Here is a 23895-nt window from a genome sequence, read left to right as displayed (position 1 = left end):
AGTAGAAAGTAAAGGCCCAAAAAATGGTTTTGAGGCTAGCACCTCACTGCAGTTGCAAACTGCAGCCCATGCTAGGTCCAAGTCACAGACTTGAACCAGAGAAAGAGAAATTAGAAAAGGAACCACCACCTATACCCATCAAAATGGCAGCAAAATAGAAAAGCGCGGAGAATCAATCACCTTATTCCCTTCAGGCCTATTTTCCAAAAACACGGCAAAAGCCCACCATTACCAAAAGCTTTTATCTAACTCCCCCAAGCGGGAAACCGTACGTTGTGTATAAGCTATCCAAGCCCCATCTTTGCCATTTGTAAGGCGCCTGAGGCGTTGGTTTGCATTGATACCCATGATAAAACAGAATTCATACTTAGTCCTGCTTGCGCTTAGCTTTTTCACGTTGGCCTGTGAGCCGGAAAAACTGGAGCGAGGTAAGGAAATGGCCGTGGAGGCTGAGCGCCACAAAGTGAAGCGGATCACGCAGGAAGACATGGAGAAGCAGGCCTTGCTGGCCGGCGATACCATCATCAGGTTGGTGGAGGGCGCTTTCCTGCAGCTAGCCGAGAGCCAGCCTAAAGAGCAGGCGTTGTTTGTGGCCCAACCAGACAAACTGCCTACAGTTAACAGCATCCTGCAACGCTACAACGCCACCTTAACCCGGCAGAAGTTCAGTTCTGAGAACGAGGCCAAACAGTTCCTGACCCAGAACCAGCTTCTTGCCGAGGGCGGAAAACCGGTGCCCCACGTGGAACTGCAGGTGCGCGAGGGCCTTTTCCAATACCAATGGCCTATTGAGATTAAAAGAAGGAACTGCGCCAGCTGCGATGAGCCCAGCCTCTTGGACTATACCTCCTCCACCCTGGATCAGTTGCGCGTGTTCTCGGCGCAGGGCCAGCCCAACGGCTTTGAGGAAGGACAGGTAAGAGGCATATGGGTTATCTTATTCCCTCGTCAGAAAATCATTGAGCAGATCACGTTGAAGACCAAGCCCTCCCGACGCGGACGGGGCGGGTTCTTCGGGACCAAGCCTGATACTGCCAAATCCGAATAAGAACGATAGTAACCAGTTTCTGCCTCGGTTTCTCTAAAATGAGCCAAAAGCCTTACCTCACCTGGAACGTGGTGGCTAGATGCCCCAGCTTACCGGTAGGAGTCATCCCCTCTAAGACAGCCCGGTAGGTGGTTCTCTGGTCAGCGGTGAAGAAGGTGATCTCGGCTTTACCGGAGGCGTCTGTCTGGATGCTTGGGTTCCAGACAAGCGTGGTGCGCAGGTCTGGCATGACCACGTTGCTGGTGTCTGGCTTATCATAGCGGGGCAGGTAGAATTCACGCGCTTTCTGGAAGTACAGTCCCTGGTAGGTAGCCATGCCCGGCATTTTCCCCGAACCAGCTGGTCTCTCGCTCTTATCAGGTCCTTTCTTGGTGGTGATGGCAATGACTCCGTTCCCACCGCGGGAGCCGTACATGGCTGAGGAAGCCCCCGGTTTCAGGATCTCTATCGCTTCTACCTGGTTGGGGTTCAAAGATTGGACAAAGGAGGCATCTGTCTGGGTGCCGTCTATCAGGAACAGGGGCTGTCCCCCACCCCGCATGCTCACCATGCCGTTGGTAACCTGCAAACCGGCTACCCGGCCCTGCAAGCCCTGGATGATGTCTATGCCGCGCGGAAGTTCAGATCCCCTTAACACGCGATCGGCGGTGGTGTGCAGGCTACCGGCAGCGGGTTTGAACTCCTCCTGTTGTTTCTTGCCGCGCACGTTTACCTGCTGGAGCAAGATGCCGCTCTTACCTGAGAACTGGTCCAGTTTCAGCTGCTCGCGGTTGCGCTGCAGGTAAGCCCAAACCTCGTTGGAATACGGCGCCGGAATAGGCTCATACGGTACTTGCGGGAAGGCTTGGATCTGCGGCAGGTTGTTGTCCAACTCCACAAAGGCGGAAGCCACGCCCTTGGCAGATTGTACCGTAATGCTGGAGGTATCCGGGAAACCGGCCAGGCTGAACTGGAACTTGCCGCGGTCATCGGTCTGGAGTTTGATGGTGGCCATGGGGTTGTTGCCGTTCATGAGCATGATGTCTGAGTAGGCATCCGGCTGACCAGTGATCTTGGTCACCGTGCCGCTCACGTACAGGTCCCTTTCGGCGCGGTACGGCAGCTGCGGGAACTTGTCTTGCAGAATCTCTTTCCAGACAAACCTGCGCCAGCCTTGGGTGAGCAAAAGGTTATCCAGGGCAAGCACCACCTCGGGCGCAGCCGAACTGAAGTAGTAGGAAGGGTCTTCCACGTGCCCTTTCAGATCTGAGCTGAGGAGTAGGTAAGACACCAGATTAGCCACGTGCGGCGAAGGGGTGACGGTTTTCTGGTCGGTGATGGCCAGGGAGAAGTTTCCAGCCACGGGGGCGCCGGTCTCGTCTTTGGCCTGCAGTTGCAGCGTCACTTTCTCGCGGGGTTTGTAGGCGGGCTTGTCTGGGGTGATGGTCATTTGTACCTGCGGAGCGTGGTTTACAAACACCAGGCGCTCGGCCAGGGGCTCACCGGTCTCAGAGAAGACCGTGAACTGCACCAGTCCGGAGGGGAACTTGTTTTTGGGCACTTCCATCTGGAAGACCTCCTGGGCTACTGGGCTGGAGGCTGCGTACAGCACCTCGCCGCGTACCTGTGCCACTAGGTGCAGAGACTTGGGTTTGCCCACGCTGTCCTGTTTAAAGCCCAGGCTGTAGAACTTGACCCTGATGTTAGGCCCCGATTTGCCGTCTACTGAGAAGACGAAGCCTTTTTTCTGCGGCACCGGCAAGGGGTATTCCTTCGCTGCGCCTTTAGGAGAAGTAATGCGGGCCATGTACTGCTGGTTGGCCTCGGGGATGAAGCCCAGGCGGCCCATCCCAAACTTGAGGCTTTTGAAATCAACTACTTTCTGGCCCTGCTGGTTGTAAATGGCGCCTTGCACGTCTTTGCCCACGCCATTGGCATCTACCGCTTTGAAACCTACCATATTCCAGAGACCAGCTACCAGATGGCCACCCTCGGGGAAGAACTGCACATCCAGTTGGTCTTTGGGCGTAGGAATGGCAATGGTGCGGTTGAGGTTGCCGGCCTGTTGCTCTATGGTCAGAAAGAGTTTAGGGCTTGAGGTCTCATTATGGGGCAGAAACAACCGCAGGGAAGATTTACCCTCAGCAGAGGTAGTGGCCTTTTTGGCGGACCCTATTTTGTCAAAGTTGGTGGAGTAGGAAAAAGTGGTCTGGGCCAAAGGCTTTGCCGCGTAGTTCTGCAGGCGCAGGTTCACCAGCACAGAGTCGCCGGAGGGTTGGGGCTTGAAGGTGAAAGCGGTGGTAGTAACTACGTCGTTTTTGCGGGGGCTCCAGACGGTGATGTTTTGGTGAAAGAAATAGGCCTCGTCAAAGTTCTGCATCCAACTGGTGTAGGCGCGCAGCCGGTAAGTGCCCTCGGGCATGTCATCGGGCAGGGAGAAATCGCCGTGGCCTTTGCCTTTGTCCAGTCGCACCACGCTGGTCTTGTAGAACGTGTTGTCTGGGGTGATCAATTCTACGTACAGCACCTTGCTCATGTCGCTGGGCACGTGGTCATGCGCGTTGACCAGGTAAGCCTTGAACCAGATGTCCTCGCCGGCGGCATAGTACGGTTTGTCCAGGTGCAGGTACACTTTCTCCTGCGGGTATTTGTTGTGCAGCGTGGTGAGTTTGGCTACTACCCGGTTAATGACCTCATTCTGCTGCCAGGCCGGCGGCGCAAAGGCTGCCAAAAGGCCCACCATGGCCAGCAGGAGAAAGAAAAAGCTTTTGGGAAAACGGCGAAATGACATACGGCAAGAATGATTAAGGCCCTGAAAAAGCACCAAGACCTGAGTACATCCGGCGCTTTCCAGAGACAACGTAATTTACTTCGGTCTTTTACATAATAAAAGTGACAGGCGTATTTTGGGCTTTATTTCTGAAAAAGAGGGCAAAAGCGTTAAATTTGCGTAAGATTTGAAATTTTAATGTACCTTCATATTTAAACCTATGGCTATTATCCAAGCTACCGATACAGATTTCCAGGATGTGCTCAAGAATAACGAGCGCGTGGTGGTGAAGTATTTCGCCGATTGGTGCGGCAACTGCCGTCTGTTTTCCCCTAAATTCAAGCGCATGTCTGGCAACGAGGAGTTCGCGAACGTGGCTTTTGTGGATGTGAACGCGGAGACCAGCCCCGAGGCCCGCAAACTGGCCGGCGTAACCAACCTGCCTTTCTTCGCGGTATTCAAAAACGGCGAACTGGTAGAAGGCGCTGCCACCAGCAAAGAAGACTTTGTAACCGAAATGGTTCGTAAACTAGCCTAATTTCCCCCATGAAGATACCAGCCATCAAGAAACTGGTGGAAACGCAGACCATTGAGAGCCTGCGCGAAGCCGAGGAGCAACTGATCAACGAAGAAACCCCTGCCTTTGAGATTGAAGGCGCCGACGAAGGCGAGAAACTGACCCACGTGTTTGGCGCCATCTGGATCCTGAACCACATGGGCGACCATAACTCTGATTTCAAGACCGCCCTGCGCGAGTTCACCCAAAAGGTACGTATCTCTATCAGCTAAGACAGAGACGTTGCCGTAAAACCAAAAAAGCCTGCTAAAGATGTTTAGCAGGCTTTTTTTGTTAAAAGAGGTATGAAACGGTTTACCGTAGCTTAGAAAAGAAATCCTCGGCGGTTTTCATGGCTTCCTCCGTACAGATGCCGCGTATGTAGTACAGGAATACACTCCGGAAAACCTCAGAGATGTCAAACCTGTCTGGCGGGAACGTCATTGGGTTCACAACCAGGCCCAATTGCTCCAGCATGATCTTGGTGACCAGCTGAATGTTAAGATCCTGCCGGAATTCCTTTTGCAGCACGCCCTCATTGAGTAGGTCATACAGCAGGTGCGTGGTATAGTCATTGGAGTGGTTCCAGTAAAGAGCCCAGGCGGCGGGGTAGTTCTCCTGGATTTCCATGAGCACGGTAGGCTGCGAGGAGCGCAGCGTGTCCAGGCCCAGTTTCACCACCAGAAGCAGCCGCCGAAGCGGGCTAGGCTCCCCAGCAAAGATACGTTCATGGTCTTTTTTGCGGCTTTCCAGATCATACTGCACCACCTGGGTGACCAAATCTTCCATTCCCTTGAAAAACTCCCGGTACGTGGCCGAGGAGATATCAACACGGTCCAGGATTTCCTGTTCATTCAAATGGGCCACGCCCTCCTGCCTGAAAAGGTTGAGCACTTCCTGTAAAACAGTTTGCTTAAATGTCATCTATAATCTGAAAAATCGGGTTAAAACCAGATAATGGCGCGCAATTCAATGGCTTACGAACCACAAAGATATTGTTTTCTTTCTAGCGGAAATAGGTACTTCCCGCAGAAAGGAGCAAAAAGCCCGGTGGTAGGCTAAAGAGTAAAACTAGAGAAAAAGTTCTCCAGTTCTTTGTTGCCCTTCTCAGTGGAAATGCCTTTGAGGTAATACAGGAAAATGCCCCTGAAAACCTCAGACAGGTTGTAACGGTGGGGCGGGAAAAGGGCCTGGTTCAGCAAGATATTGATCTGTTCCAGCAGTACCTTGGTGACTACCTCAATGTTGAGATCTGGCCGGAAAATCTGTTGCTGAATGCCCTTGTTCAGCAAGTCATGGAAAAGGTAATAAGAATGCATCTGGGCGTGGCGCAGATAAAGGGTCCAGATGCGGGGATAAAGGTATTGGAGCTGGATGAAATAGTTGGGGTTGATCTGCTGCAGCTGTCTCACGTGCTGCTTAATGACCTGCATGATCTTGCCTATGGAATGGTCTACCTCCAGCAGAAGCTTGTCCTGGATCTCTTTCTGCTCAGACAGGTAAAGCTCCACGGCTTGGCGCAGGAAGTCCTCCTTATCGGTGAAAGACTGGTTGAAGTCCTCCACAGATAAACCGAAGTTCTGCATGAGCTGCCGCTCTGTTAAGTCTTTGACACCGTTGGCAGAGAAGGAGCGCATGGCCGTGCGTAAGAGCTCGTCCTTGGTCATTTTCGGGTTCCATTAAGCAGGGGTGGGCTTAACAAATATAGTAAATTTTAGATGAGAACAAAGCTTTAAATAGGGTGGATAAAGGGTTATTTCAGACCACCATTTATTATCCACAAACACTTACATGTTGCTGATATTCAGTAATGGTTGAATTGTTTAAGGCCTCAGGAAAGGAAGAAAAAGGAAGTATTATCAACACCCATTTATAGCCTTGTTTGGCAAAAACAGCCTATAAACCAACGGGATGTTTCAACAGAGACAGTGCTGTTTGCTGATGATGGTAAAGGGCTTTCTTCTTCCGGTACAGGCGCATGTATACCTGGCCTTTCTTTACCTCATGAATCACGACCCAGTGGTGTCTTAACTCGGCCAGTTCGTAGTCATTGAAGCCGTTGAACACATTAGAGTAGAAGATGTAGGTTTGGCGGGTGAGGTCCTTGGCTGGGAACTGCCGGAAGTCATGGGTGAGATCCGTGTCAGCGGGAGCGGCTAGGTTGGGGAAATCGCTGCCCACCTCCTGCCACGGGATCTGCTGGCGGTCTAGATAGGCGATCATCTGGCGGCGCAGTTCAAAGTAGGGCAAGTGGGCCAGTGTGGCATCCCAGCCTTTGGCCACTCGCTCGGGGTAAACCCAGAAGTGCCCGCTTATTAAACTCGCAGCCAGAATTAGGTACACGGTGAGCCCAACCCGCCGCGTCAGGACCTGGTCCAGCAGATGCACCGCCAGCAGCCCTAGCAAGACATACACCACCAGCCAGTACCTATGCCCGATGGGGTTGGTGAACCAGACCAGCACCGCTATCAAGGTCAAGAGCGGGACCAGCAACAGGATGAGCAGTTCCTTCGTGGGTTGGGCAAACTCATTCCTTATCCGCCAGAGCAAAATGAGCCCCGTAAGCCACAGACCCACCCGCCCGAAGTCAATGAGCCGCCAGTTGATCAGGAACAGGTTGCGGGCAAATTCCTGGGCGCTGACAATGCCCGCATACGCGCTCCAGTCTGAGGAAGGCGCGTACCCCACCCACCCGAAGTGCCGGTAATGCAGCCACAGCCAGAGAAGAAGCAGCAAACCCGCGGGCACGTACGGCAGAAGCAATTTGCCCAGCGCTGGTACAGACAGTTTCCCGTATTCCTGCCAAAGCAGAAACAAGTGCGTGAAAAACACCGCCACCAGCATGATCTGGCTCCTGGGCGTATGGATGGCCATGAACCCCAGCGCCACCGCAAGAAGCACCGGCCGATGTTGCAGAATAGCATTGAGGCAGACCAGGTAGAAGAACAGCAGTACAATATCCGGGGCCACCTGCGCGCTTTGGGCCAGTACCGTTGGGTCCAGGAAAATGAGGAGCATGCCCAGGAGAACCCAGGAAGAAGGCAGAAAGCGCCGGGTCAGCAGATACACCTGCCAGACAATACCCAGCAGGAAAGGGAGCATCAAGAAATGGCTCACCGCTACGGATTTCCCAAATAGATGCCACCCGGCCGCCAAATACATCCCGAAGAGCGGCGGGTAGCCCGCCATCTGTTCCGGCACATACAAGGTGGTGAACCTGGTCTGGTAGTACCACTGCCCGTATTTAGAAGCCAGCAGAATACTGTCCCAGAAAAAGCCGTTATCCCGCACATGCCACGTGAGCCACACCATGAGCCCCGCAAAGGGAAGCACCACGGGCAGCGCCTGCCGGACCGATGAAGCAAAAGGCGTTCTCAAGCAGTTTCTGGAAACGGTTTAGGATGACGGACTTTGAAGTTCAGTGTCTGCAAAGAACAACAATTGCCCCAGAAAAACCACCCGTAGCCAAGGTAATCTTCCATAGGGCGGAAACCAGATTTCAGCCTGTTTTCAGAAAAGGAGCTTAAAATGAAAACGCTTGCCTCAGGCCTGCACCTCTGATCTTACCACCGGCACTAAGTCTGCCGCTATTTTGGCCGAGAGCAGGCACAGCGGAATGCCGCCGCCCGGGTGTACGCTGCCGCCTACAAAGTACAGGCCTTTGAGTTTATTGGTGAAGTTAGGATGCCGCAGGAAAGCCGCCATCATGTTATTAGAAGAACTACCGTACAGGGCACCCGCAAAAGAAGACGTATCTGCCTCAATGCCGCGGGGGTCCCAGACCTTCTCCACCGTAATAAGTGCTTCCAGGTCCACACCTAAGGCCTGGCTTACTTTCCTGACCACCTGCTGCCGCGTTTTCCGGATGAGTTCGTTCCAGTCTTGCCCGGCGTTGTGCGGTACGTTCACCATCACAAACCAGTTCTCGTGCCCGGCAGGTGCATCTTCTGGCGTGTATTTGGAGGTGATGTTCACGTACACCGTAGGGTCCTCGGCAATGGTGCCTTTCTGGAAGATGTGCGCAAATTCCTGCTGGTAATCCTGGCTGAAGAAGATGTTGTGCAGGTCTAGCTCAGGGAAAGTGCGCGAAATACCCCAGTAATAGATAAGCGCCGAGCTGCTGCGCGGTTGCCGCAAGGTTCTCTCCGGCGCGGGTTGTTTGGGCAGCAGCTTGCGGTAAGTAGGCACTACGTCCATGTTGCTGACTACTACCTCGGCTTCATACGTACCCTGCGCCGTGCGCACGCCCGTGGCCTTTCCTCCCTGGGTAATGATTTCCGTAACCGGTTCATTGTACCTGAATTGCACGCCTAACTCCTCCCCCAGCCTCACCAGACTCTCCGCGATGGCGTAAATACCACCCTGCGGGTAGAACGCGCCTATGTTGAATTCCAGGTGCGGAATAAGGTTGAGGGTGCCGGGTGCCTGGTAAGGGTCTGAGCCGTTGTAGGTGGCGTATCGGTCCAGAAGTTGCACCAGGCGCGGGTCTGAGAAGGCGCGGGCGTTGGCAGCATGCATGGTAGTGGTGAGGCCCAACTCGGGCAGGGCCGGCAGCGTCTTCAGCACATCGGGGCTGAGGTAGGTATCAAGTTTGTGCAGCGATTTATGCAGGAACGTATTAGCGGTGGCGTGGTACAGGCGGGCCACTTTCTCCAGGTGCCGGTGCAGTTTTTCTTGCGGAATACCCAGTTTGCTCTCTACTTCGCGGGCGAAATCGTCTGCGGCGGCATGGGCGGTGAGGCGCGTTCCGTCGGGCCAGAAGTATTGGGTGACAATGGGCAAGCGCTGGTATTGGAAGTAGTCTTTGGGATTTCGGTTGGCAAGGTTGAACAGGTCGTCTACCAGGTGCGGCAGCGTGAACAACGAGGGGCCGGCATCAAACCTATAGCCACCCGGCAGGGTGAACTGCGTCATTTTCCCCCCGAAGGAGGCGTTCGTTTCCAGCACCGTCACGGCGGACCCTTTCACCGCCAGCCTGATAGCCGCCGCGATGCCCCCAATGCCCGAACCAATTACTACTGCTTTTGCCATATCGCCAATCTACGCAGTTTCGCGCTTTTTCCAGACCATAACCTGTTCCCCGGGCAAAAGGTTGGAAGAATCTCTTTCCAGGCCATTACGTTTCAGGCCCAATTTCCCGAAAACAGCCTCTAAACCCTCCTACCCCACCTTCCCGAAGAACCGGCGGTACACCGGTCCTCTCAAGGAGAACTGCGCATACATGACGGGGTAAAGCAGCAGATCCAGGGGGCGGGAACCGGTGCGGAACTCAATCTGCTCATGGATGATGCTGTACCCTTTCTCCTGGGTGATGAGGTGGCGGTGGCGCCAGAAGGTCAAAGGTGCCGGCAGTTCCTGGCCCTCGTCCACAAACCAGCTTTCCCGCTCGTTTTCCTCCCGCTCGGTGATAAGGCTGGTCCAGCGGCGCCTGATGGGGCCAGCCTGCAGTTCTATCTCCACCCTGTCACCGGGGAAACTTCCATCGAAACGTAAAATTTTTAGCTGGGGGAATGGGGGTGAAAGGGCCCTGAACAGGTCTACTGTAAAACCTTCTAGAATAGCCCGGTGGTGCTGGGCTACCTTGAACTGGAGATGGAGTTTCATGCCGGCAAATTGGTACAGTTACTTAACCTGTTCCCTGCGGCATTGTTCCGGTAAAAGGCCCGCAAAGAAGGAAAGCATTTGTTAAAGTAAGCATCAACCTGTAAAAAGAAAATGAGAATTACGCTTCTGGTGATCATGACGATGATAGTGGTAGGACTGGGCAGCTGTAACCATTCCCGGAACATGTACACCAGCCCTGCTTTTGCTGCGGCGGCCAAACACCATAAAACCATTGCTATCCTTCCCTTTGATGTGCAGGTGGGCCTGCGGCCGAACCAGATGCGCAAACTGACCCCTGAGCAGCTGTACGCGCTGGAGTTGCAGCATGGCAGGGCGGTGCAGAGCGCGTTTCAGATCCATTTTCTCAATAAGGTGAACAAAGACGGAGAAAAGGTAGCCGTGCAGGACGTGAACGTGACCAACACCATCCTGAAAGAGCACGACATCCAACCGGAGGAAATCCCCAACTATCTGCCCGCCGAACTGGCCCAGATGTTGGGCGTGGATGCGGTACTGGTAGGCTCCCTCACCACCGAGAAGCCGGTTTCCACGGCGGTGGCAGCGGCCGTCGCGATCTACACTTTCCTTTATACGCCTTACGTGGGCGGTGCCGGGCCTACCAACTCCGGCAACACCATGATGCGGATCTATGACGGAGCCTCGGGAGATCTGCTGTGGAGCTATGACAAGGCTTTGTCCAGAGGTATTGGCAGCGATACCCACAACATCATCAAAGCCATTACCCGCAAAGCCACCCGGCAAATTCCTTACGCCAAAATGAAGTAGTCTGCAGGGCAAAGTTTTTGCTAAATAAGCTGTTTACTATATAGTAAATAATTAATTAAAATTTGTAAGTTCACCTGAAAACCAGTATTAACCCTTCATTCTAAAAAAACCAATTATCATGAGATCAACTTCATTATTTTTCATCCTGGTGGCCTTGCTGGTAAGCTTGGGTGCCTCTGCCCAAACAAAGGAAATCTACACCAACCCGGCGTTCGCCAGCATTGCCAAATCGCACAAAATGATTGCCATCCTGCCCTTTGACACCAAAATTGGCTTGCGTCCTAACCAGATGAAAAGCATGACGCCAGAGCAGATCAAGGAGATGGAAGTGAAAGAAGGCCTGGCCGTACAGAGCGCCCTACAGACTTATTTTCTGAAAGTGAGCAGCAAGGATGACTACACCATTGGTTTCCAGGATGCAGCCACTACCAACGCCATCCTGCTCAAAAACAACATCACCCCGGAAAATATCAAGAGCTTCACCCCTGCTGAGTTGTCTAAAGTACTGGGCGTGGACGGTATCATCACCGGTACTTTCAGCACCGACAAGCCAATGTCTGACGGTGCGGCCCTGGCCATGACCTTGGCCGTAGGTTTCTCCGGCGCCACCAACTCCGGTAAAACCGCCATCAACATCTATGACGGCGCCTCCGGCGATCTGCTCTGGAAATACGAGAAAAGCCTGTCGCGCAGCTTCGGGAGCGATACCAACTCCATTATCACTACCATTATGCGCAAAGCCTCCAAGAAATTTCCTTATACCAAAAGCTAATCTGAAGGCTTAAGCCGCATCTAAGTTTTAGGCTGACATCGCCCCCTGATACATGGTTATCAGGGGGCGATGCTGTTATAGGGCTGTTTTCCTGAAAGTGGGCCCAAAGCCTCCATGAAGTAAAAAGAGGTATGCCAGGTGGGGTCTATAAATAATGGTATGTTAAATATTTTTAGTAATATTACTAGCCTTCTGCGCCGGAAAAAGGCTGTCTTTTGTATTTATTGATCAAGATTTAATTATACATTCTTACATGAAAAAGATTTTACTTCTCTTGGTAGTGGTGGCGCTCTGCGCTGGCGGGTATTGGTTCTATAACCGGGCAAAAACTGGTCCTGAAGCCTCTATTGTGGAGATAAGGGCAGCGCTGGAAGCCAAAGACATGGAAAAGCTGCAGAAGTACGTAGACTTTAAGCGCACCTCCAGCAGTATTGTAGAGCAGAGCCAGAACATGGTTGTTGATTTATTACCAGAAGAGCTGCAAGGAGCCGCCAACTTGCTCAGAAAAGGACTAAAAGCGAAAAATCAACTGACCTCTGCCGTGCGCAACCAACTCATCCAGAGCGTGGAGACAGTGTCTGGGCAGAAGGTGCCCGAGGTAGCCGATGTGGTTAAGCTGCTGCCGGTGGGCCGCCTGGTGAACGAGAAGATGCTGCCCAAGCTGGAGTTTGAAGGCGTGGACCACATAGACCGCCAGGATTCCATCGCGCTGGTTGGCCTCAAAGTAAGACCCCAGAACAGCAATGAGTCTCTGGTGCTGGAATTGCGCATGCTCCAGAAAGAGGATTACTGGCAGGTGGTTGGGGTGAATAACTTCGGGGAGGTGCTGCCCCAGTTAATCTCCATCGGGAAGAAAAACAAAGACTAGGTTACGGTAGAATAAGCTTTATCGCCGTTTTCCTGAAAACAGGTATAAAACAGTTTCCATAAAGAAAGGAGCACTACTTAGCGGTGGTGCTCCTTTCTGTTTTTTTTAGGGTTGGCCTCTACAAAATAGCTGGACTTGTCCAGGCACGCACTTACCGCTTATACAATGAACAGAGATCTTACCACGGGTATTTTCCTCAGAGCCCACACCGCCAATAAAGAGCTGAACAGAATGACCATCGTGTACCCCACATTCATGCCTAGGGTAGCTGAGAAAGCCATGGGTTTGTAATAGGGCTCCAGAAGCGAACCGATGATGATGTGGATGAAGTAAATGCCCAAAGAGTTCTTGCCAACAAGCGTAACCACTTTCCCCCAAACCCCTCGGTGTCTGTAGGGCAGCACTAGGACGAAAATGGCTACCACGTTGATTAAGGTGAAAATGGTGTCATAGCCAGACCAAACCAGGTCAAGGATGCTGTTCTGCCTCACAGAGGCCAATACGCCATAAGAGAATAGCATGAACATAGAGAGTGGGAGAATAATCCAGGCCAGTGTGCGGTATTTCTTAAGGTGAAGAATCTCTCGCTTGGCAAAAAGCAGTCCGCCCAGGATAAAGTAACCGATGGTATAGCCGTGGATTCCCCTGAAGGGGTTGAACTCACCGAAGTAGTTCACGTCAAAGCCTCTGTTCAGGAATCTTTGGGAGAAGAAACTGGCCGCAGTCAGGAGCATGCCTACAAACGTATTGCCAAACGTGAGCAGCATGACAAAAGCCAGGAAGAAGTAAATGCTTTTGGTGCTGTGCTTGTAGGTGGTAAACAACAGGGGCAAAAAGATATAGATCACCACCAACGCCGGCAAGAACCACAGATGGGTGGTCCAGCCTTCCTTTATCTGCCACACGCTTTTGAGGATCTCCTTCACCGGCAAAGTCTCTCCCCTGATCACCATCAAAGCTGCAAAAGTAATAACCGCCCAAAGTGTGACGAGCAATACCATCCGGATGATCTTAAACGTGTGTCTTCTAAGGTTTAGGGTAGGTTTGTTTAGGAGCAGAGCCCCGTTTATAAAGAAGAAAATAGGCACGCAGGTGCTTAGAACAGAATTAAGGAAGTAATACGCGTACGTGGAAAAGCTGGCATGGTGCAGGAAGTCTATCTCAGTGGTGCTGCAGTGGTAGACCACCACAAAATAGATGGCAATGGTTTTGAGTAAATCAAAGTAATCAAAATTCTCTTTGAGGTGCTTTTCCGTGTATATCCGTTGCCATGGCTTGCCTGCGGTTGTTTCTGCTAACATACTTGTCTAGATAGGTGGACAGCCTACCCGAAGCAGAGCGGCTACACGAAATAGGTAAATATTTTTTCTCCTTTCGTATAGTACGTTATTATTTTGGTACTTTAATATGAAAATTTTAAATTTCTTACTTAAAAAGAAGATTGTAGTGAGCAGGAGGTTTGCTTACGCGTCATAAAAGAACTCCATGGTATACTCATGGTATTCTGGTTGGGTGATTCCGTTTACATAAACCAGATTATGCGCTTGCGTGTACTTTTCTTTGTAAGCCTGGTCTATGAGGGAATTTGTTTGGCTATCCGTCAAAGGCTTACCATTCACCGGAATAATCTTGTCTCCGAACTTCAATTGGCCAATCCCTTCCTCTTTAAAGGCAGTGAACCAGCTTCTATTGCTCTTTGACCAACTTCTGGCAAACACTCTTCCGTTTACTTCTACCATCCAGATGTCTAAGAATCTATGGCCGTCTTTCCCGCCCTTCACCCCTGCTAGTGTATGAGAGGCCAAATAGTCTATGAATTCCTGAGGAAAGGGATGATTTGCCACTTATCTTAATTTGAGTGTTAGAGATTGTAAAAGGCGATATTTTTGCCTAAAGGGATAAATTCTTCGGCTATTATCTAAGTAACTCCCAAATTTAGCAGAACTGAATAATAGAAATCCCTTAGGAAGGTTTATACTTTAATTGAACTCTATTTGCTTGTAAAAGACACTTATATAAGGAAGGTTGTCTCAAGGGCAATTATGTAAATACTACTTAACTTGAATGCTATTGGGTAGGAATAGAACGGTAATATCATTAGCACTTTCTCTGGTGAATTTTTCTATATTCTTGTTCTTTAGAAATAGAGTTCCCACCATTGCCATCCCATCATTATTAGTCATTTCAAATTTATAATGGTCTTCATGTTTGAAACATGAGCTAACCAAAAATTCTTTCTGGTTTCCGTTTATGTCTTCAACTAATTTGCCAGTACCATCACTAAGTATTTGGATATAGAGATTTATTTTTGCCCGATCTGTTCGTAAGCTTTGATCTGAACCAAATATTTCAGAATAGATGTGGGTAAAATAGTACTTCGTTATAAAGTTGGAAACTTGCTTCGTATCCGGATCGACATTAAAGGTGTAAGTACCGCGTTGGGCAAATGAAGAAAAGCTAATTAATACTATACTTATGGTAGTTAAGAGTATTCGTTTCATAATATATTATTTTTATTTCCTTAAGATGCAAACATCTCTTTGAAATAAAAGCGTACTGCTATATAATATTCATGTAAGTAACTTATACTGCCATTTAACAACAATACAATGGATTGTTGTAAGTGATTGTAAAACAGATTTATATCTTAGTTATTGAGAACTTTCCTAAAAAAGCCTCTAAACGCTTAACTCAGCAAACTCTCAATATCCTCTTTGGTGAGGCGTTTGATGACGGCTTCGTCGGTGGAGATGAGGTCTGACACCATCTGGAGTTTCTTGTCTTGCAGGGCCAGGATTTTCTCTTCCACGCTGTTCTTGGTGATGAACTTGTAGGTGAAGACGGTATTCTGCTGCCCGATGCGGTGGGCGCGGTCCACGGCCTGGGCTTCCACGGCGGGGTTCCACCAGGGGTCCAGGATGAACACGTAGTCGGCGGCGGTGAGGTTGAGACCCACGCCCCCGGCTTTGAGGGAGATAAGGAAGACCGGCAGTTTAGGGTCGTTCTGGAAATTAGCTACCTGAGCCTGGCGGTCCTTAGTAGAGCCGTCCAGGTAGGCGTATTTGATCTTACGCTCATCCAGGGCGGCCCGCACAATGTCCAGGTGCTTCACAAACTGACTGAAGATAAGAACCTTATGCCCTTCGTTGACCACGGTTTTGGTCAGGCGCAGCACCTCGCCCAGTTTGCCAGACTCCGCATCAGATTCCGGATCAGCCATGCGGGGGTGATTCGCGATCTGGCGCAGTTTCATGAGGCCCTGCAAGAGCATGAACTGGGACTTGGCCGTGCCCTGCTCCTCAATGTTCTTCAAGATCTTGTTGCGGTAAAAAGACTTGGTCTCCTCATAGGCATGTTCCTGCTCCTCGGTCATCTTGCAGTATGCGATGTGCTCAATCTTCTCGGGCAGTTCCTTGGCTACCTGGCTTTTGTGCCGGCGCAGGATAAACGGCTTGATGAGTGCATGCAGGCGCCGGGTTTTGTGCTCGTCCTTCAGCTTCTCTATAGGCCGAAGGAATTCTTTCTTGAAGAAGTTCTGGGTACCCAGCAAGCCGGGGTTGATGAACGACATCTGGCTCCACAGATCCAAGGTGCTGTTCTCCACGGGTGTACCCGTCAAAATCAGGCGATGTTTGGACTTGAGCTCCCGGATGCTGATAGACGTGTTAGAATTTGGGTTCTTGATGGCTTGGCTCTCATCCAGGATGATATAGTCAAACATGTACTTCTTCAGGATCTCGTGGTCCAGGCGCACAATGCCGTAAGACGTGAGAATAAGGTCATAGTGTTTGAACTGCGCCACGCTTTTGTTCCGGTAGGTGCCGGTGTAAGTGAGAATGCGCAGTTGGGGCGTGAACTTCTGAGCCTCGGCGAGCCAGTTGTAGACCAAAGAGGTAGGCATCACCAGCAGAGAGGCCGTCTGAGCGCCGTTTTCCTTGCGGTGCTGCAGCATAGCCAGCGTCTGCACGGTTTTCCCCAGACCCATGTCATCAGCCAGACATCCCCCAAAATGGTAATCCTGTACAAAATGCAGCCAGTTATAACCTGCCTTCTGGTAAGGGCGCAACTCGCCCTTAAAGCCGGCGGGCAGCGGCCGGTCTTCCACGGCCTCAAACTCGCGGAGCTTCTCCAGTTTGCGGCTCATGGTCACGTGGGCCAGGTTGCCGTTCTGCAGGTCGCTCACCAAAGAGAGATGATGTTTGCGCAGTTTCAGCTCCTCGTCGCCCTCAGAGAAGGCAAACAGCTCCAGGTACTGGGTAAACCATTCCTCGGGAATGATGGCGATCTGGCCGTTGGGCAGCTTGTACTCGCGGCGTTTGGTGAGGATGTGGTTCCTGAGCTTGATGAACGGGATCTCGTAGGGCCCAAACCGCACCGTGCCGTAGATATCGAACCAGTCATTGGTCTCGTTGATACCCACGTTCACACTTGTCTCGCCTATGAAGTAGTTTTTCTCAGACTGGCTCTGTTTGAGCGTAAAGCCCAGTTCTTCCAGGTCCTTGGCGTAGGTGTTCAGCCATCCGAAGGCCTGGGGTTTGTCCATGACCGCTTTGCCGTTCCTTACCTCCAGGCCGCGGTTTGAAAGCTCACGCAGGAAGGAGGTCTCACGGTCCAGGTCACGGTGCAGGCGGTGGAACACGTAGGAATCCGGGGTTTTCTCCACACTCACGCTGATGTTGCGCGCTTCCTGGGTACCTACGGTGTAAGTGCCGTACTTGAAGCTCAGCTGAAAGACGATTTTGTCGCCCTCAGACGGGTTCTTGATCTCCTCTTCTTCCTCGTCTTCGCCAGTAGTAGCGAATAAGGCCGGGGAAGGCTCGGCCACCGCCAGTTCAGAGAACAGGAGCTGTGGCTGCGGCACGTAGCGTTCAGATTTTATATCGAAGCCCTTGGCATAGACGTCAAACTGCTCTACCAGCGGGGCCACAAATTTACGGTAATAGCTTTCCTCCACGTTGCGCGGCACCACAATGAACTTTTTATTGAGGAAAGGCTGCAGCTTTTTGCCGTCTACCTGTTTCTCAAAGCTGTAAAGCACATCGTTGAGCAAAAGCCAGGCGGGCTCTTTGCACACCAGCACCGCGTCTTTGTACTGAAACTCCAGGCGCTCACCTTTGTACTTGATGGTGGGGAAATAATGGGTGTTGTCGTCGTTGCGGCGGAAGTGGAACAGCACGGTGGCTTTCTCAGAGGCCATGTTCAGGCGCTTCCAGGTGGGCTCGCCGTCCTTGCCCATCACAAACACCATCTTGTCCTGCAAGAGCTCCAGAATGCGCGCCATGCGGCTCTGGATGTAATGGTCTATGCTCTCCTGCAGAAGCTTGTCGCCTTTGGCGGGGTCGTAGGTCTTGAAGAAGAAATCTGAGAGGGTGGTTTTCTTCAGGGCGAATCTCTTGAACACCGCATCCTGCTGTATCTGGTCAGTGAGTTCAATCAGCTCAAAGTCCACGTCGTTGAGACGGGAGGCGAACTCATCGGCGTTCTTGCTGGAGATGTTCTGGTGCTGGAGCGTGAGCTGCCGCTTGGAGTTGACCTGCACCACGAAAGACTCAAACAAATAGCCCAGGTATTCATGCTCAAAGAGAGAATAGATTACTTGAAACGGCTGTGTTGTGTATACTTTCATGGCAGAGGCTTCCAATCCCAATATTGAAAGTACAACAAAATCTTTTTTTACCCGCAGAAAAAGGCAGAAATTTTAGCAAATTACCATCTTTTAAGTAATGACAATCCTATTTTAGAGTCATTTTCTTAAAATTTTGCAGATAACAAACGTTAGGAAATCAGGGGATTGGGCCCAATTGTTTAGGGGCTGTTTTCAAAAAAGAGGTCCTAAACCGATCAAAGGTTCTCCCTGATGGTAAGGGCGGCGGCGCGGCGGGCCGGCCGGATAGACACCAGGAACGTGATGAGGATAATGGCCGCTGCGGTAAGCAGGAAGTCTGTAGGCCGCATCAGCACGGGGTACGCCTCCACCACCGAGGTACTCATGCCCATGGAAACCCACCCGAACGTCTGCTGCAGCCAGCAGATGGTACCACCCACCACTAAGCCCACAACGGCCCCGGTAAACGCCACAATAGCGCCCTCCAGCAGGAATACCTTTCTGATGGTGCCCGGGTCGGCGCCCAGCGAGGCCAGGATGGCAATGTCTTTCTGCTTGTCCAAGACCAGCATGGAGAGCGAGAAGAAGATGTTAATGGAGGCAATGAGCAGCACAAACGTGAAAGTGACAAACACAAACAGCTTCTCCACTTTCACGGCCCTGAGCAGGCTCACATGCTGTTCTTCGCTGTCTTGCACGTTGAAATCCTTGCCCAGCAGTTTCTGCAAGTCAGACTTTACCTGGTCAATGTTGTCCAGGTTATCGGTTTTGATCTCCAGTGAGGTGCGCTTGTTGCCGTAGCTCAGCAACTCCTCCGCGAAGGCCAGCGGCACAAACACGTATTGGTCATCGTACTGCCGCTCAATGGCGAAGATGCCGCCCGCCTGGATGCCAAGCTGCCGGAAAGCATTCTCTGGGTTGATGATGGTTTTCTTTCCAGCTTTGGGATACAGGAACTGCAACGGCGAAAAAGGGTTCTCTGGCCTGATGGAGAGCTGGTACTGCACGCCCCGGCCAATGAGGGCAAACTGCTGGTTTCCGCGTTTGAGGTGGTAGTCGCCGTCTACTATAGCTGAGTCAATCTGGTTCTGCTGAAAAAAATTATCCGTCACGCCTTTCACCTTCACCACCATCTGGCGGTCGTTGTAGCGGAGCAGGGCGTTGTCTTCTATTACCTCGGTGAGCAGGGCCACGCCCGGCGTCTTTCGGATTCTATCCAGGAACTGGGCGTTCGTCTCAAAGGATTTGCCCTCCACGGCCGTGATCTTGATCTCGGGGTCAAACTTGCCGTACAGCGAGCGGATGAGGTCTTCCAGGCCGTTGAACACCGAGAGCACCACAATGAGCGCCATGGTGCCCACCCCCACGCCAATCATGGCAATGATGGAGATGATATTGATGATGTTGCGCTTCTTCTTGGAGAAAAAGTACCGCCGGGCGATAAAAAGGGCAACGTTCATCTTTGGGTAAATGCGTGGATTAGTGAATGAGAGATTAAGTGAAGGAGTGATGGAAAGAATGGGTAAGACTCATCCATCACTCAGGTCACCTTTACTGTTCTGTGGCAAAAGGGTTATGTTTTCTTCTAGGCCGGTATCCGTTTCAGGGATATTTCTGTAAAAAGAGGGCCAGATTACAGCTCCTTCACGGGTTGCCCCTGAACGGCTTTCTGCATGCAAACGCTGCTTTCTATGTTCTCGTATTGCCCGAAATTGGGAATGACCTTGAAATTGCTCTTGGTGTACAGCCTGATGGCCTCCGGCTGCGCTTTGCCGGTCTCCAGGATCAGCGTTGAGTAGTCCAACTCGGCGGCCCAGCACTCAAGTTCCGCCAGGATTTTCCCGGCAATGCCCTGCCCCCTGAACTCAGGCAGCACAAACATCCTTTTCACCTCCACGGTGTCCTGGGAGTAGGCTTTAATGGCCCCGCAACCTACCGGCACCTCATGCAGGTACGCCACCACCACGTGTTTGATGGCCGTGATTTTATTGAATTGTGCAAAAAACGAGTGGTCGTCCCCGTCCCGCACGTGAAGATCGGCATCTAAAAGGGAAACAAGCTCTACAAAATCCGGGTTGGTTGAATCTGTCCTGACTAACTCAATCATCTTGGAGGTTTATAAGGAATAGCAGAGATATACAGGTGAAGTTAGCAGTTCTTGGCAGATTGTCAAAGCCCGGAAGGCGACGCCTGTTTTGGGGCCGTTTTCAATAAAATAGCTCCAAAACAGTGAGACTTCGTCTTTGTATCTTCCAATAAGCTAACTAATTGCCTGCTTTCGCTATTTCCAGGCTTTCACAATAAGGCCGGTACCGGTGGGGTGCTTGCCGTTGGTGTCCAGCCAGTTCAACAAGAGGCAGAACGGATACACCACCAGGTAGTAAAACGGCAGGATGATAAAGAACAGCTTGCTGGCTCCCAGCATTAAAATAGGGTACTTCATGCTCAGGCGCCAGGAGATCTTGCCGGGTGCGCCGTAAGAGTAATGCGCCTCAGTGCGGCTGAAACCGGCGCTCTTCAGTTTCTGCTGTATTTCCTGGATGTTGTAGCCGTCGCGGACGTGTTCCTCAATAAAGGAGCTCTCATCGTCGCCGTGTACGTCTGAACCACCTTGATCCGATGGCGTGGAGATGAGCACCATGCCGCCCGGCCGCAGAGACGCGTGGAAGTTTTTGAACACCTCCACGTCTTCCAGGATGTGCTCCATTACGTCTACACTCAGCACCAGGTCAAAGGCCTGCGGCTCCCGGTAGGTAACCAGGTCCTCTTTCCGGAACATCACGTTGTGGCGGCCTATCTTCTGGAAGAAATTGCTGCAATCCGCTATCTGCTCGTCTTTCACATCCACGGCCAGGATACGCCAGTTGGCCCCCAAACCCGAGAGATAGTAGCTGTACTGCCCGAAGCCCGAGCCGGCGTCCAGGATCTGCACGGGCTGCTGGCGTTTGCCTTTGGCCCAGGCCCGCAGCTCTTTATGGATGTGCCACGTACGCAGCAGAAGCAGGTCTAAAAGGTTGTAAAAAAGCTTGCGCAGGAAAGGGGTCTTGTTGAAGGCCTCGCCCAGAACGCGTTTAATTGGATCGTACTGCATGGGTGGGTTTAGTAGCTGGCTTGGAGAACGGGTAACGGATTAGCGCCCGTCGGCGTCTTCCTCATCGTCTTCGCCATCTTCGTCAGATAGGTAGTAGTCTTCTTCGGTGCGGAAGGGATTGGTTGGGTCTTCTTTTGACTCGGACGGGATATCCAGCTCAGAGATGATCTTGTCCATTTTGGCGGCGTACTCGGCGGTATCGTCCAGGTAGAAGATCAGCTCCGGGATCACGCGCACCTGGTTCTTGATGCGCTTGGCCAGTTCGTGCCTGATGGTCTTGGTATGTACTTTTATCTCATTGAGCAGATTGCGCCCGTTAGGGTTAAGCAGCAGGCTCAGATGCACTTTTGCCACACCCAGATCTGGAGACACGGCTACCCCGCTCACCGATATGTAGGTGCTCTGAAACAGGTGGGAAACATCGCGCTGGAAGATCTCAGCAAGCTCCTTCTGAATCAGTCTGGCGAATTTTTGTTGGCGTTTACTTTCCATGGTTCCGCAAATATCGTATTAATTTCACATTTTTACCCCACAAACCGTCCTCCTCTTTGCCGCAAGGTCAGAGCGAAGGCTAAGCCGCGCATTGCTTGATACGATTCTTCCGCAGTTTGTTTCCGTCCAGGTGGGTGGTGTTGGTACTGCTGTTTCTCCTCATCCGGCTTCCATTGCTCATTTTTGGGCTCCCTGCTACCCTCTCAGAGCTGCACCACGTGCTTCTGGGAGAGCGCCTGCACGCCGGTTTTACCCTCTACCAGGATGTCTATGACACCACGGCCCCGCTCTCAGCGGCCGTGTACTGGTTTCTGGACATGGTAGCCCCGCGCTCTTATCTGATGCACCGCCTCCTGGCCACTTTCCTGATAGGTTATCAGGCTTTCCTGCTTAACTATGTCTTTAACCGCAACCAGGTGCACCCCTATAGGTCTTACGTGCCGGCCTTGCTCTACATGCTGTTCGGGAGTATTTTCTTTGAGCTGGATGTGCTTTCGCCGCTGCTGCTGGGCCATACGTTCGTGATCCTGGCCGTGTACAGCCTTACGGCTATCTCCAAAGAGGCCGCCAACGCCCGCCGTCTGTTCAAAGCCGGCTTCATGCTGGGGCTGGCCGCGCTGTGTTACCTGCCCTTCGTATGGTTTCTGTTTTTAGGCTTCTTCGCGATCATCTACTTCGCCTCTGGGGCCTTCCGAAGCACGTTGCTGATGCTAACGGGCTTTGTGTTCCCGTTCACGGTGGTGCTCACCTATTTCCTGTACCAGAATTCCCTGGGGCCTTTCCTGGAGCAGGGCCTGACCTGGTCCTGGCAATTTTCCTTTGATTTTGGGTTACCCATGGCGCAGGTCATGACCGTGGCGGCGCTTCCGTTGGGTATTCTGGTGTTGTCTTTCCTTAGTCTGCCGCTGGTCACGCTGGGACCCAATTACCAGGCGCGTTTCCTGCAGATCATGCTCATCTGGACCATTGTGGTGGTGCTGGTGCTGTTGAATGGCCACGATGCCTCGGCCAAAGGCCTGGTGCTACTATTGCCGCTCATCTCCTACTTCGGGATCTTTCTCTTCAGTTGGTGGGGAAGCCGTCTCTGGATTGCCGAGCTCCTTTTCCTGGTGGTGGTTGCTGCCGTGGTGGCCGTGCGTTACAATCCGCTGGGGCTGGTGTACCCCGCCCTCCGCTTGCAGCCTGAACTGGTACAGGTACGGGAGGCGCCCAAATACCAGCAGGTAAAAGGGCAGCAACTCCTGGTCTTAGGCCCAGATCTCAACTATTACCAGAACAACAGCATGGGCTCTCCCTACCTGCGCTGGGACCTGGCCAAACCGTACTTCGGGCGCCTGAGCCACTATGATGCGTTGTTCACCATCCTGCAGGACCTCCGGCAGAACCCTCCTGCCTACATCATAGACCAACAGAGCCTCATGCCCGAGCTGCAATACAAGCTGCCCTTGGTGTTCCAACGCTACGAAAAAGTAGAAAACGGCCCCATTTACCGTAGGGTGCGGTAAGTTTCAGGTGTGGGTTCTGGATTGCGGCTTTTGGGATGTTTTTTGGAAATCGGGCTTGAAACAGGAACCCACCCCTACCCCTCCAAGGAGGGGATTCTCCGGTTGTTGGCGCAGTAGCTTTGGGCAACCGTATGTATGCGGTATTCTCCAAAACGGGATGTAGGGGCAATCCATTGTGGTTGCCCTTTTCAGTTTCAGGTGAGGCTATCGCTATTTCTTGCTGGTAACTGTTTTCCAATTCTCAGCTTTCTGATTCAGGCTCCTTTTTCAGAAAATAGCCCTGAAACAGCAAGGGCGTCTACAAGAGGCGTCCCTACAATTCAATCAATATTTTCAGACTCAGGACTCTGAACTTAAGACTCAGAACTCGCGCGATGCGCCGCTAAGCGCAGGCAATCTTGTCTACGCGGGTCTGGTGACGTCCACCCTCAAACGGAGTGGTTAAAAAGGCTTCCACCATCTCGCGGGCTACTTCTTCACTCACGAATCTGGCAGGCACGCAGAGTACGTTGGCATTGTTGTGGGAACGGGCCAGCTCGGCGAGTTCTTTTTGCCAGCATAGGGCTGCCCTGATGCCAGCGTGTTTGTTTGCGGTGATGGCTACGCCGTTGCCGCTGCCGCAGAGCAGGATGCCCAGTTCGTATTCTTTGTTTTCCACCGCCGTGGACAGCGGGTGCACGTAGTCTGGATAGTCCACAGAGGCCTCTGAGAATGGTCCGAAGTCCTTCACCTCGTGACCCAGTGCCTCCAGTTGCTCTTTCACCATCCCTTTGTATTGGTATCCGGCGTGGTCGCCGCCTAGTGCTATTTTCATCTTAG

22 protein-coding genes are annotated in these 23895 nt (G+C 52.0%); 7 read left to right on the top strand and 15 right to left on the bottom strand.

Annotated features, from left to right (window positions below):
- The first annotated feature begins 346 nt into the window (after positions 1–346).
- A complete protein-coding gene (locus J3P34_RS16750; RefSeq protein ID WP_210489790.1) occupies positions 347–1048 on the top strand; it encodes a hypothetical protein in 702 nt (233 codons plus the stop codon).
- 52 nt (positions 1049–1100) lie between these two features.
- Here the strand turns inward: J3P34_RS16750 and J3P34_RS16745 are convergent, their stop codons facing one another.
- Positions 1101–3818 carry a TonB-dependent receptor plug domain-containing protein gene (locus J3P34_RS16745; protein WP_210489789.1) on the bottom strand — a complete coding sequence of 906 codons (2718 nt, stop codon included), beginning with the start codon at positions 3816–3818 and terminating at the stop codon, positions 1101–1103.
- Between the two features lie 199 nt (positions 3819–4017).
- Between J3P34_RS16745 and J3P34_RS16740 the strand changes: the two genes are divergently transcribed.
- On the top strand, positions 4018–4335 hold the full coding sequence (locus J3P34_RS16740) for a thioredoxin family protein (protein WP_149090075.1): 318 nt from the start codon (positions 4018–4020) through the stop codon (positions 4333–4335).
- An 8-nt stretch (positions 4336–4343) separates the two neighbouring features.
- Positions 4344–4586 (top strand): DUF6952 family protein, encoded by a 243-nt coding sequence (locus J3P34_RS16735; RefSeq protein ID WP_210489788.1) that lies wholly within the window; start codon positions 4344–4346, stop codon positions 4584–4586.
- 82 nt (positions 4587–4668) lie between these two features.
- On the opposite strand, the gene J3P34_RS16730 is transcribed toward J3P34_RS16735, so the two are convergent.
- The 5 genes from J3P34_RS16730 to J3P34_RS16710 form a co-directional block, all read right to left on the bottom strand.
- Positions 4669–5277 (bottom strand): TetR/AcrR family transcriptional regulator, encoded by a 609-nt coding sequence (locus J3P34_RS16730; protein WP_210489787.1) that lies wholly within the window; start codon positions 5275–5277, stop codon positions 4669–4671.
- Between the two features lie 134 nt (positions 5278–5411).
- Complete coding sequence (locus J3P34_RS16725) at positions 5412–6020, bottom strand: TetR/AcrR family transcriptional regulator (protein ID WP_210489786.1); 609 nt, start codon at positions 6018–6020, stop codon at positions 5412–5414.
- Between the two features lie 229 nt (positions 6021–6249).
- Positions 6250–7731 (bottom strand): hypothetical protein, encoded by a 1482-nt coding sequence (locus J3P34_RS16720; protein ID WP_210489785.1) that lies wholly within the window; start codon positions 7729–7731, stop codon positions 6250–6252.
- A gap of 165 nt (positions 7732–7896) precedes the next feature.
- Positions 7897–9384: a 1-hydroxycarotenoid 3,4-desaturase CrtD gene (crtD, locus tag J3P34_RS16715; protein WP_210489784.1), complete on the bottom strand. Its 1488-nt coding sequence runs from the start codon at positions 9382–9384 to the stop codon at positions 7897–7899.
- Between the two features lie 129 nt (positions 9385–9513).
- Entirely contained in the window at positions 9514–9957 is a 444-nt protein-coding gene (locus J3P34_RS16710; RefSeq protein WP_210489783.1) for an SRPBCC family protein, read from the bottom strand.
- 111 nt (positions 9958–10068) lie between these two features.
- On the opposite strand from J3P34_RS16710, the gene J3P34_RS16705 reads away from it, so the two are divergent.
- From J3P34_RS16705 to J3P34_RS16695, 3 genes are all read left to right on the top strand, one after another.
- The gene (locus J3P34_RS16705; protein ID WP_210489782.1) at positions 10069–10743 is read left to right on the top strand and encodes a hypothetical protein; all 675 of its coding nucleotides are present in this window, start codon (positions 10069–10071) and stop codon (positions 10741–10743) included.
- A 118-nt stretch (positions 10744–10861) separates the two neighbouring features.
- A complete protein-coding gene (locus tag J3P34_RS16700; protein WP_210462531.1) occupies positions 10862–11515 on the top strand; it encodes a hypothetical protein in 654 nt (217 codons plus the stop codon).
- Positions 11516–11768: 253 nt separating this feature from the next.
- Positions 11769–12383, top strand: a complete 615-nt coding sequence (locus J3P34_RS16695; protein WP_210489780.1) for a DUF2939 domain-containing protein — start codon at positions 11769–11771, stop codon at positions 12381–12383.
- 158 nt (positions 12384–12541) lie between these two features.
- Here the strand turns inward: J3P34_RS16695 and J3P34_RS16690 are convergent, their stop codons facing one another.
- The 8 genes from J3P34_RS16690 to rbfA form a co-directional block, all read right to left on the bottom strand.
- Entirely contained in the window at positions 12542–13684 is a 1143-nt protein-coding gene (locus tag J3P34_RS16690) for an acyltransferase (protein WP_210489779.1), read from the bottom strand.
- 162 nt (positions 13685–13846) lie between these two features.
- A complete protein-coding gene (locus J3P34_RS16685) occupies positions 13847–14227 on the bottom strand; it encodes a DUF2255 family protein (RefSeq protein WP_210489778.1) in 381 nt (126 codons plus the stop codon).
- Positions 14228–14434: 207 nt separating this feature from the next.
- Entirely contained in the window at positions 14435–14884 is a 450-nt protein-coding gene (locus J3P34_RS16680) for a hypothetical protein (protein ID WP_210489777.1), read from the bottom strand.
- 185 nt (positions 14885–15069) lie between these two features.
- Positions 15070–18009, bottom strand: a complete 2940-nt coding sequence (locus J3P34_RS16675; protein WP_210489776.1) for a DEAD/DEAH box helicase — start codon at positions 18007–18009, stop codon at positions 15070–15072.
- A 215-nt stretch (positions 18010–18224) separates the two neighbouring features.
- Positions 18225–19448, bottom strand: a complete 1224-nt coding sequence (locus J3P34_RS16670; protein ID WP_210489775.1) for an FtsX-like permease family protein — start codon at positions 19446–19448, stop codon at positions 18225–18227.
- Between the two features lie 173 nt (positions 19449–19621).
- Complete coding sequence (locus J3P34_RS16665; RefSeq protein WP_210489774.1) at positions 19622–20095, bottom strand: GNAT family N-acetyltransferase; 474 nt, start codon at positions 20093–20095, stop codon at positions 19622–19624.
- Between the two features lie 174 nt (positions 20096–20269).
- The gene (locus J3P34_RS16660) at positions 20270–21079 is read right to left on the bottom strand and encodes a class I SAM-dependent methyltransferase (RefSeq protein ID WP_210489773.1); all 810 of its coding nucleotides are present in this window, start codon (positions 21077–21079) and stop codon (positions 20270–20272) included.
- Between the two features lie 39 nt (positions 21080–21118).
- Positions 21119–21571 carry a 30S ribosome-binding factor RbfA gene (gene rbfA / locus J3P34_RS16655; RefSeq protein WP_210462510.1) on the bottom strand — a complete coding sequence of 151 codons (453 nt, stop codon included), beginning with the start codon at positions 21569–21571 and terminating at the stop codon, positions 21119–21121.
- 95 nt (positions 21572–21666) lie between these two features.
- On the opposite strand from rbfA, the gene J3P34_RS16650 reads away from it, so the two are divergent.
- Positions 21667–23076, top strand: coding sequence for a hypothetical protein (locus J3P34_RS16650; RefSeq protein ID WP_210489772.1), 1410 nt, complete (start codon positions 21667–21669; stop codon positions 23074–23076).
- Positions 23077–23458: 382 nt separating this feature from the next.
- Here J3P34_RS16650 and rpiB read toward each other — a convergent pair whose 3' ends face one another.
- The gene (gene rpiB, locus J3P34_RS16645) at positions 23459–23890 is read right to left on the bottom strand and encodes a ribose 5-phosphate isomerase B (RefSeq protein WP_210489771.1); all 432 of its coding nucleotides are present in this window, start codon (positions 23888–23890) and stop codon (positions 23459–23461) included.
- Between the last annotated feature and the right edge of the window lie 5 nt (positions 23891–23895).

It is taken from the genome of Rufibacter aurantiacus (genome assembly GCF_017916345.1).
Lineage (GTDB): Bacteria > Bacteroidota > Bacteroidia > Cytophagales > Hymenobacteraceae > Nibribacter > Nibribacter roseolus.
Note: the sequence above shows the minus strand (reverse complement) of the source record. Positions and strands in the feature narration are given on the sequence as shown.

Coding starts and splice junctions, on each gene's coding strand:
- J3P34_RS16750 (WP_210489790.1), top strand. CDS start 347: ATGATAAAACAGAATTCATACTTAGTCCTGCTTGCGCTTAGCTTTTTC.
- J3P34_RS16745 (WP_210489789.1), bottom strand. CDS start 3,818: ATGTCATTTCGCCGTTTTCCCAAAAGCTTTTTCTTTCTCCTGCTGGCC.
- J3P34_RS16740 (WP_149090075.1), top strand. CDS start 4,018: ATGGCTATTATCCAAGCTACCGATACAGATTTCCAGGATGTGCTCAAG.
- J3P34_RS16735 (WP_210489788.1), top strand. CDS start 4,344: ATGAAGATACCAGCCATCAAGAAACTGGTGGAAACGCAGACCATTGAG.
- J3P34_RS16730 (WP_210489787.1), bottom strand. CDS start 5,277: ATGACATTTAAGCAAACTGTTTTACAGGAAGTGCTCAACCTTTTCAGG.
- J3P34_RS16725 (WP_210489786.1), bottom strand. CDS start 6,020: ATGACCAAGGACGAGCTCTTACGCACGGCCATGCGCTCCTTCTCTGCC.
- crtD (WP_210489784.1), bottom strand. CDS start 9,384: ATGGCAAAAGCAGTAGTAATTGGTTCGGGCATTGGGGGCATCGCGGCG.
- J3P34_RS16710 (WP_210489783.1), bottom strand. CDS start 9,957: ATGAAACTCCATCTCCAGTTCAAGGTAGCCCAGCACCACCGGGCTATT.
- J3P34_RS16705 (WP_210489782.1), top strand. CDS start 10,069: ATGAGAATTACGCTTCTGGTGATCATGACGATGATAGTGGTAGGACTG.
- J3P34_RS16700 (WP_210462531.1), top strand. CDS start 10,862: ATGAGATCAACTTCATTATTTTTCATCCTGGTGGCCTTGCTGGTAAGC.
- J3P34_RS16695 (WP_210489780.1), top strand. CDS start 11,769: ATGAAAAAGATTTTACTTCTCTTGGTAGTGGTGGCGCTCTGCGCTGGC.
- J3P34_RS16690 (WP_210489779.1), bottom strand. CDS start 13,684: ATGTTAGCAGAAACAACCGCAGGCAAGCCATGGCAACGGATATACACG.
- J3P34_RS16680 (WP_210489777.1), bottom strand. CDS start 14,884: ATGAAACGAATACTCTTAACTACCATAAGTATAGTATTAATTAGCTTT.
- J3P34_RS16675 (WP_210489776.1), bottom strand. CDS start 18,009: ATGAAAGTATACACAACACAGCCGTTTCAAGTAATCTATTCTCTCTTT.
- J3P34_RS16670 (WP_210489775.1), bottom strand. CDS start 19,448: ATGAACGTTGCCCTTTTTATCGCCCGGCGGTACTTTTTCTCCAAGAAG.
- J3P34_RS16665 (WP_210489774.1), bottom strand. CDS start 20,095: ATGATTGAGTTAGTCAGGACAGATTCAACCAACCCGGATTTTGTAGAG.
- J3P34_RS16660 (WP_210489773.1), bottom strand. CDS start 21,079: ATGCAGTACGATCCAATTAAACGCGTTCTGGGCGAGGCCTTCAACAAG.
- rbfA (WP_210462510.1), bottom strand. CDS start 21,571: ATGGAAAGTAAACGCCAACAAAAATTCGCCAGACTGATTCAGAAGGAG.
- rpiB (WP_210489771.1), bottom strand. CDS start 23,890: ATGAAAATAGCACTAGGCGGCGACCACGCCGGATACCAATACAAAGGG.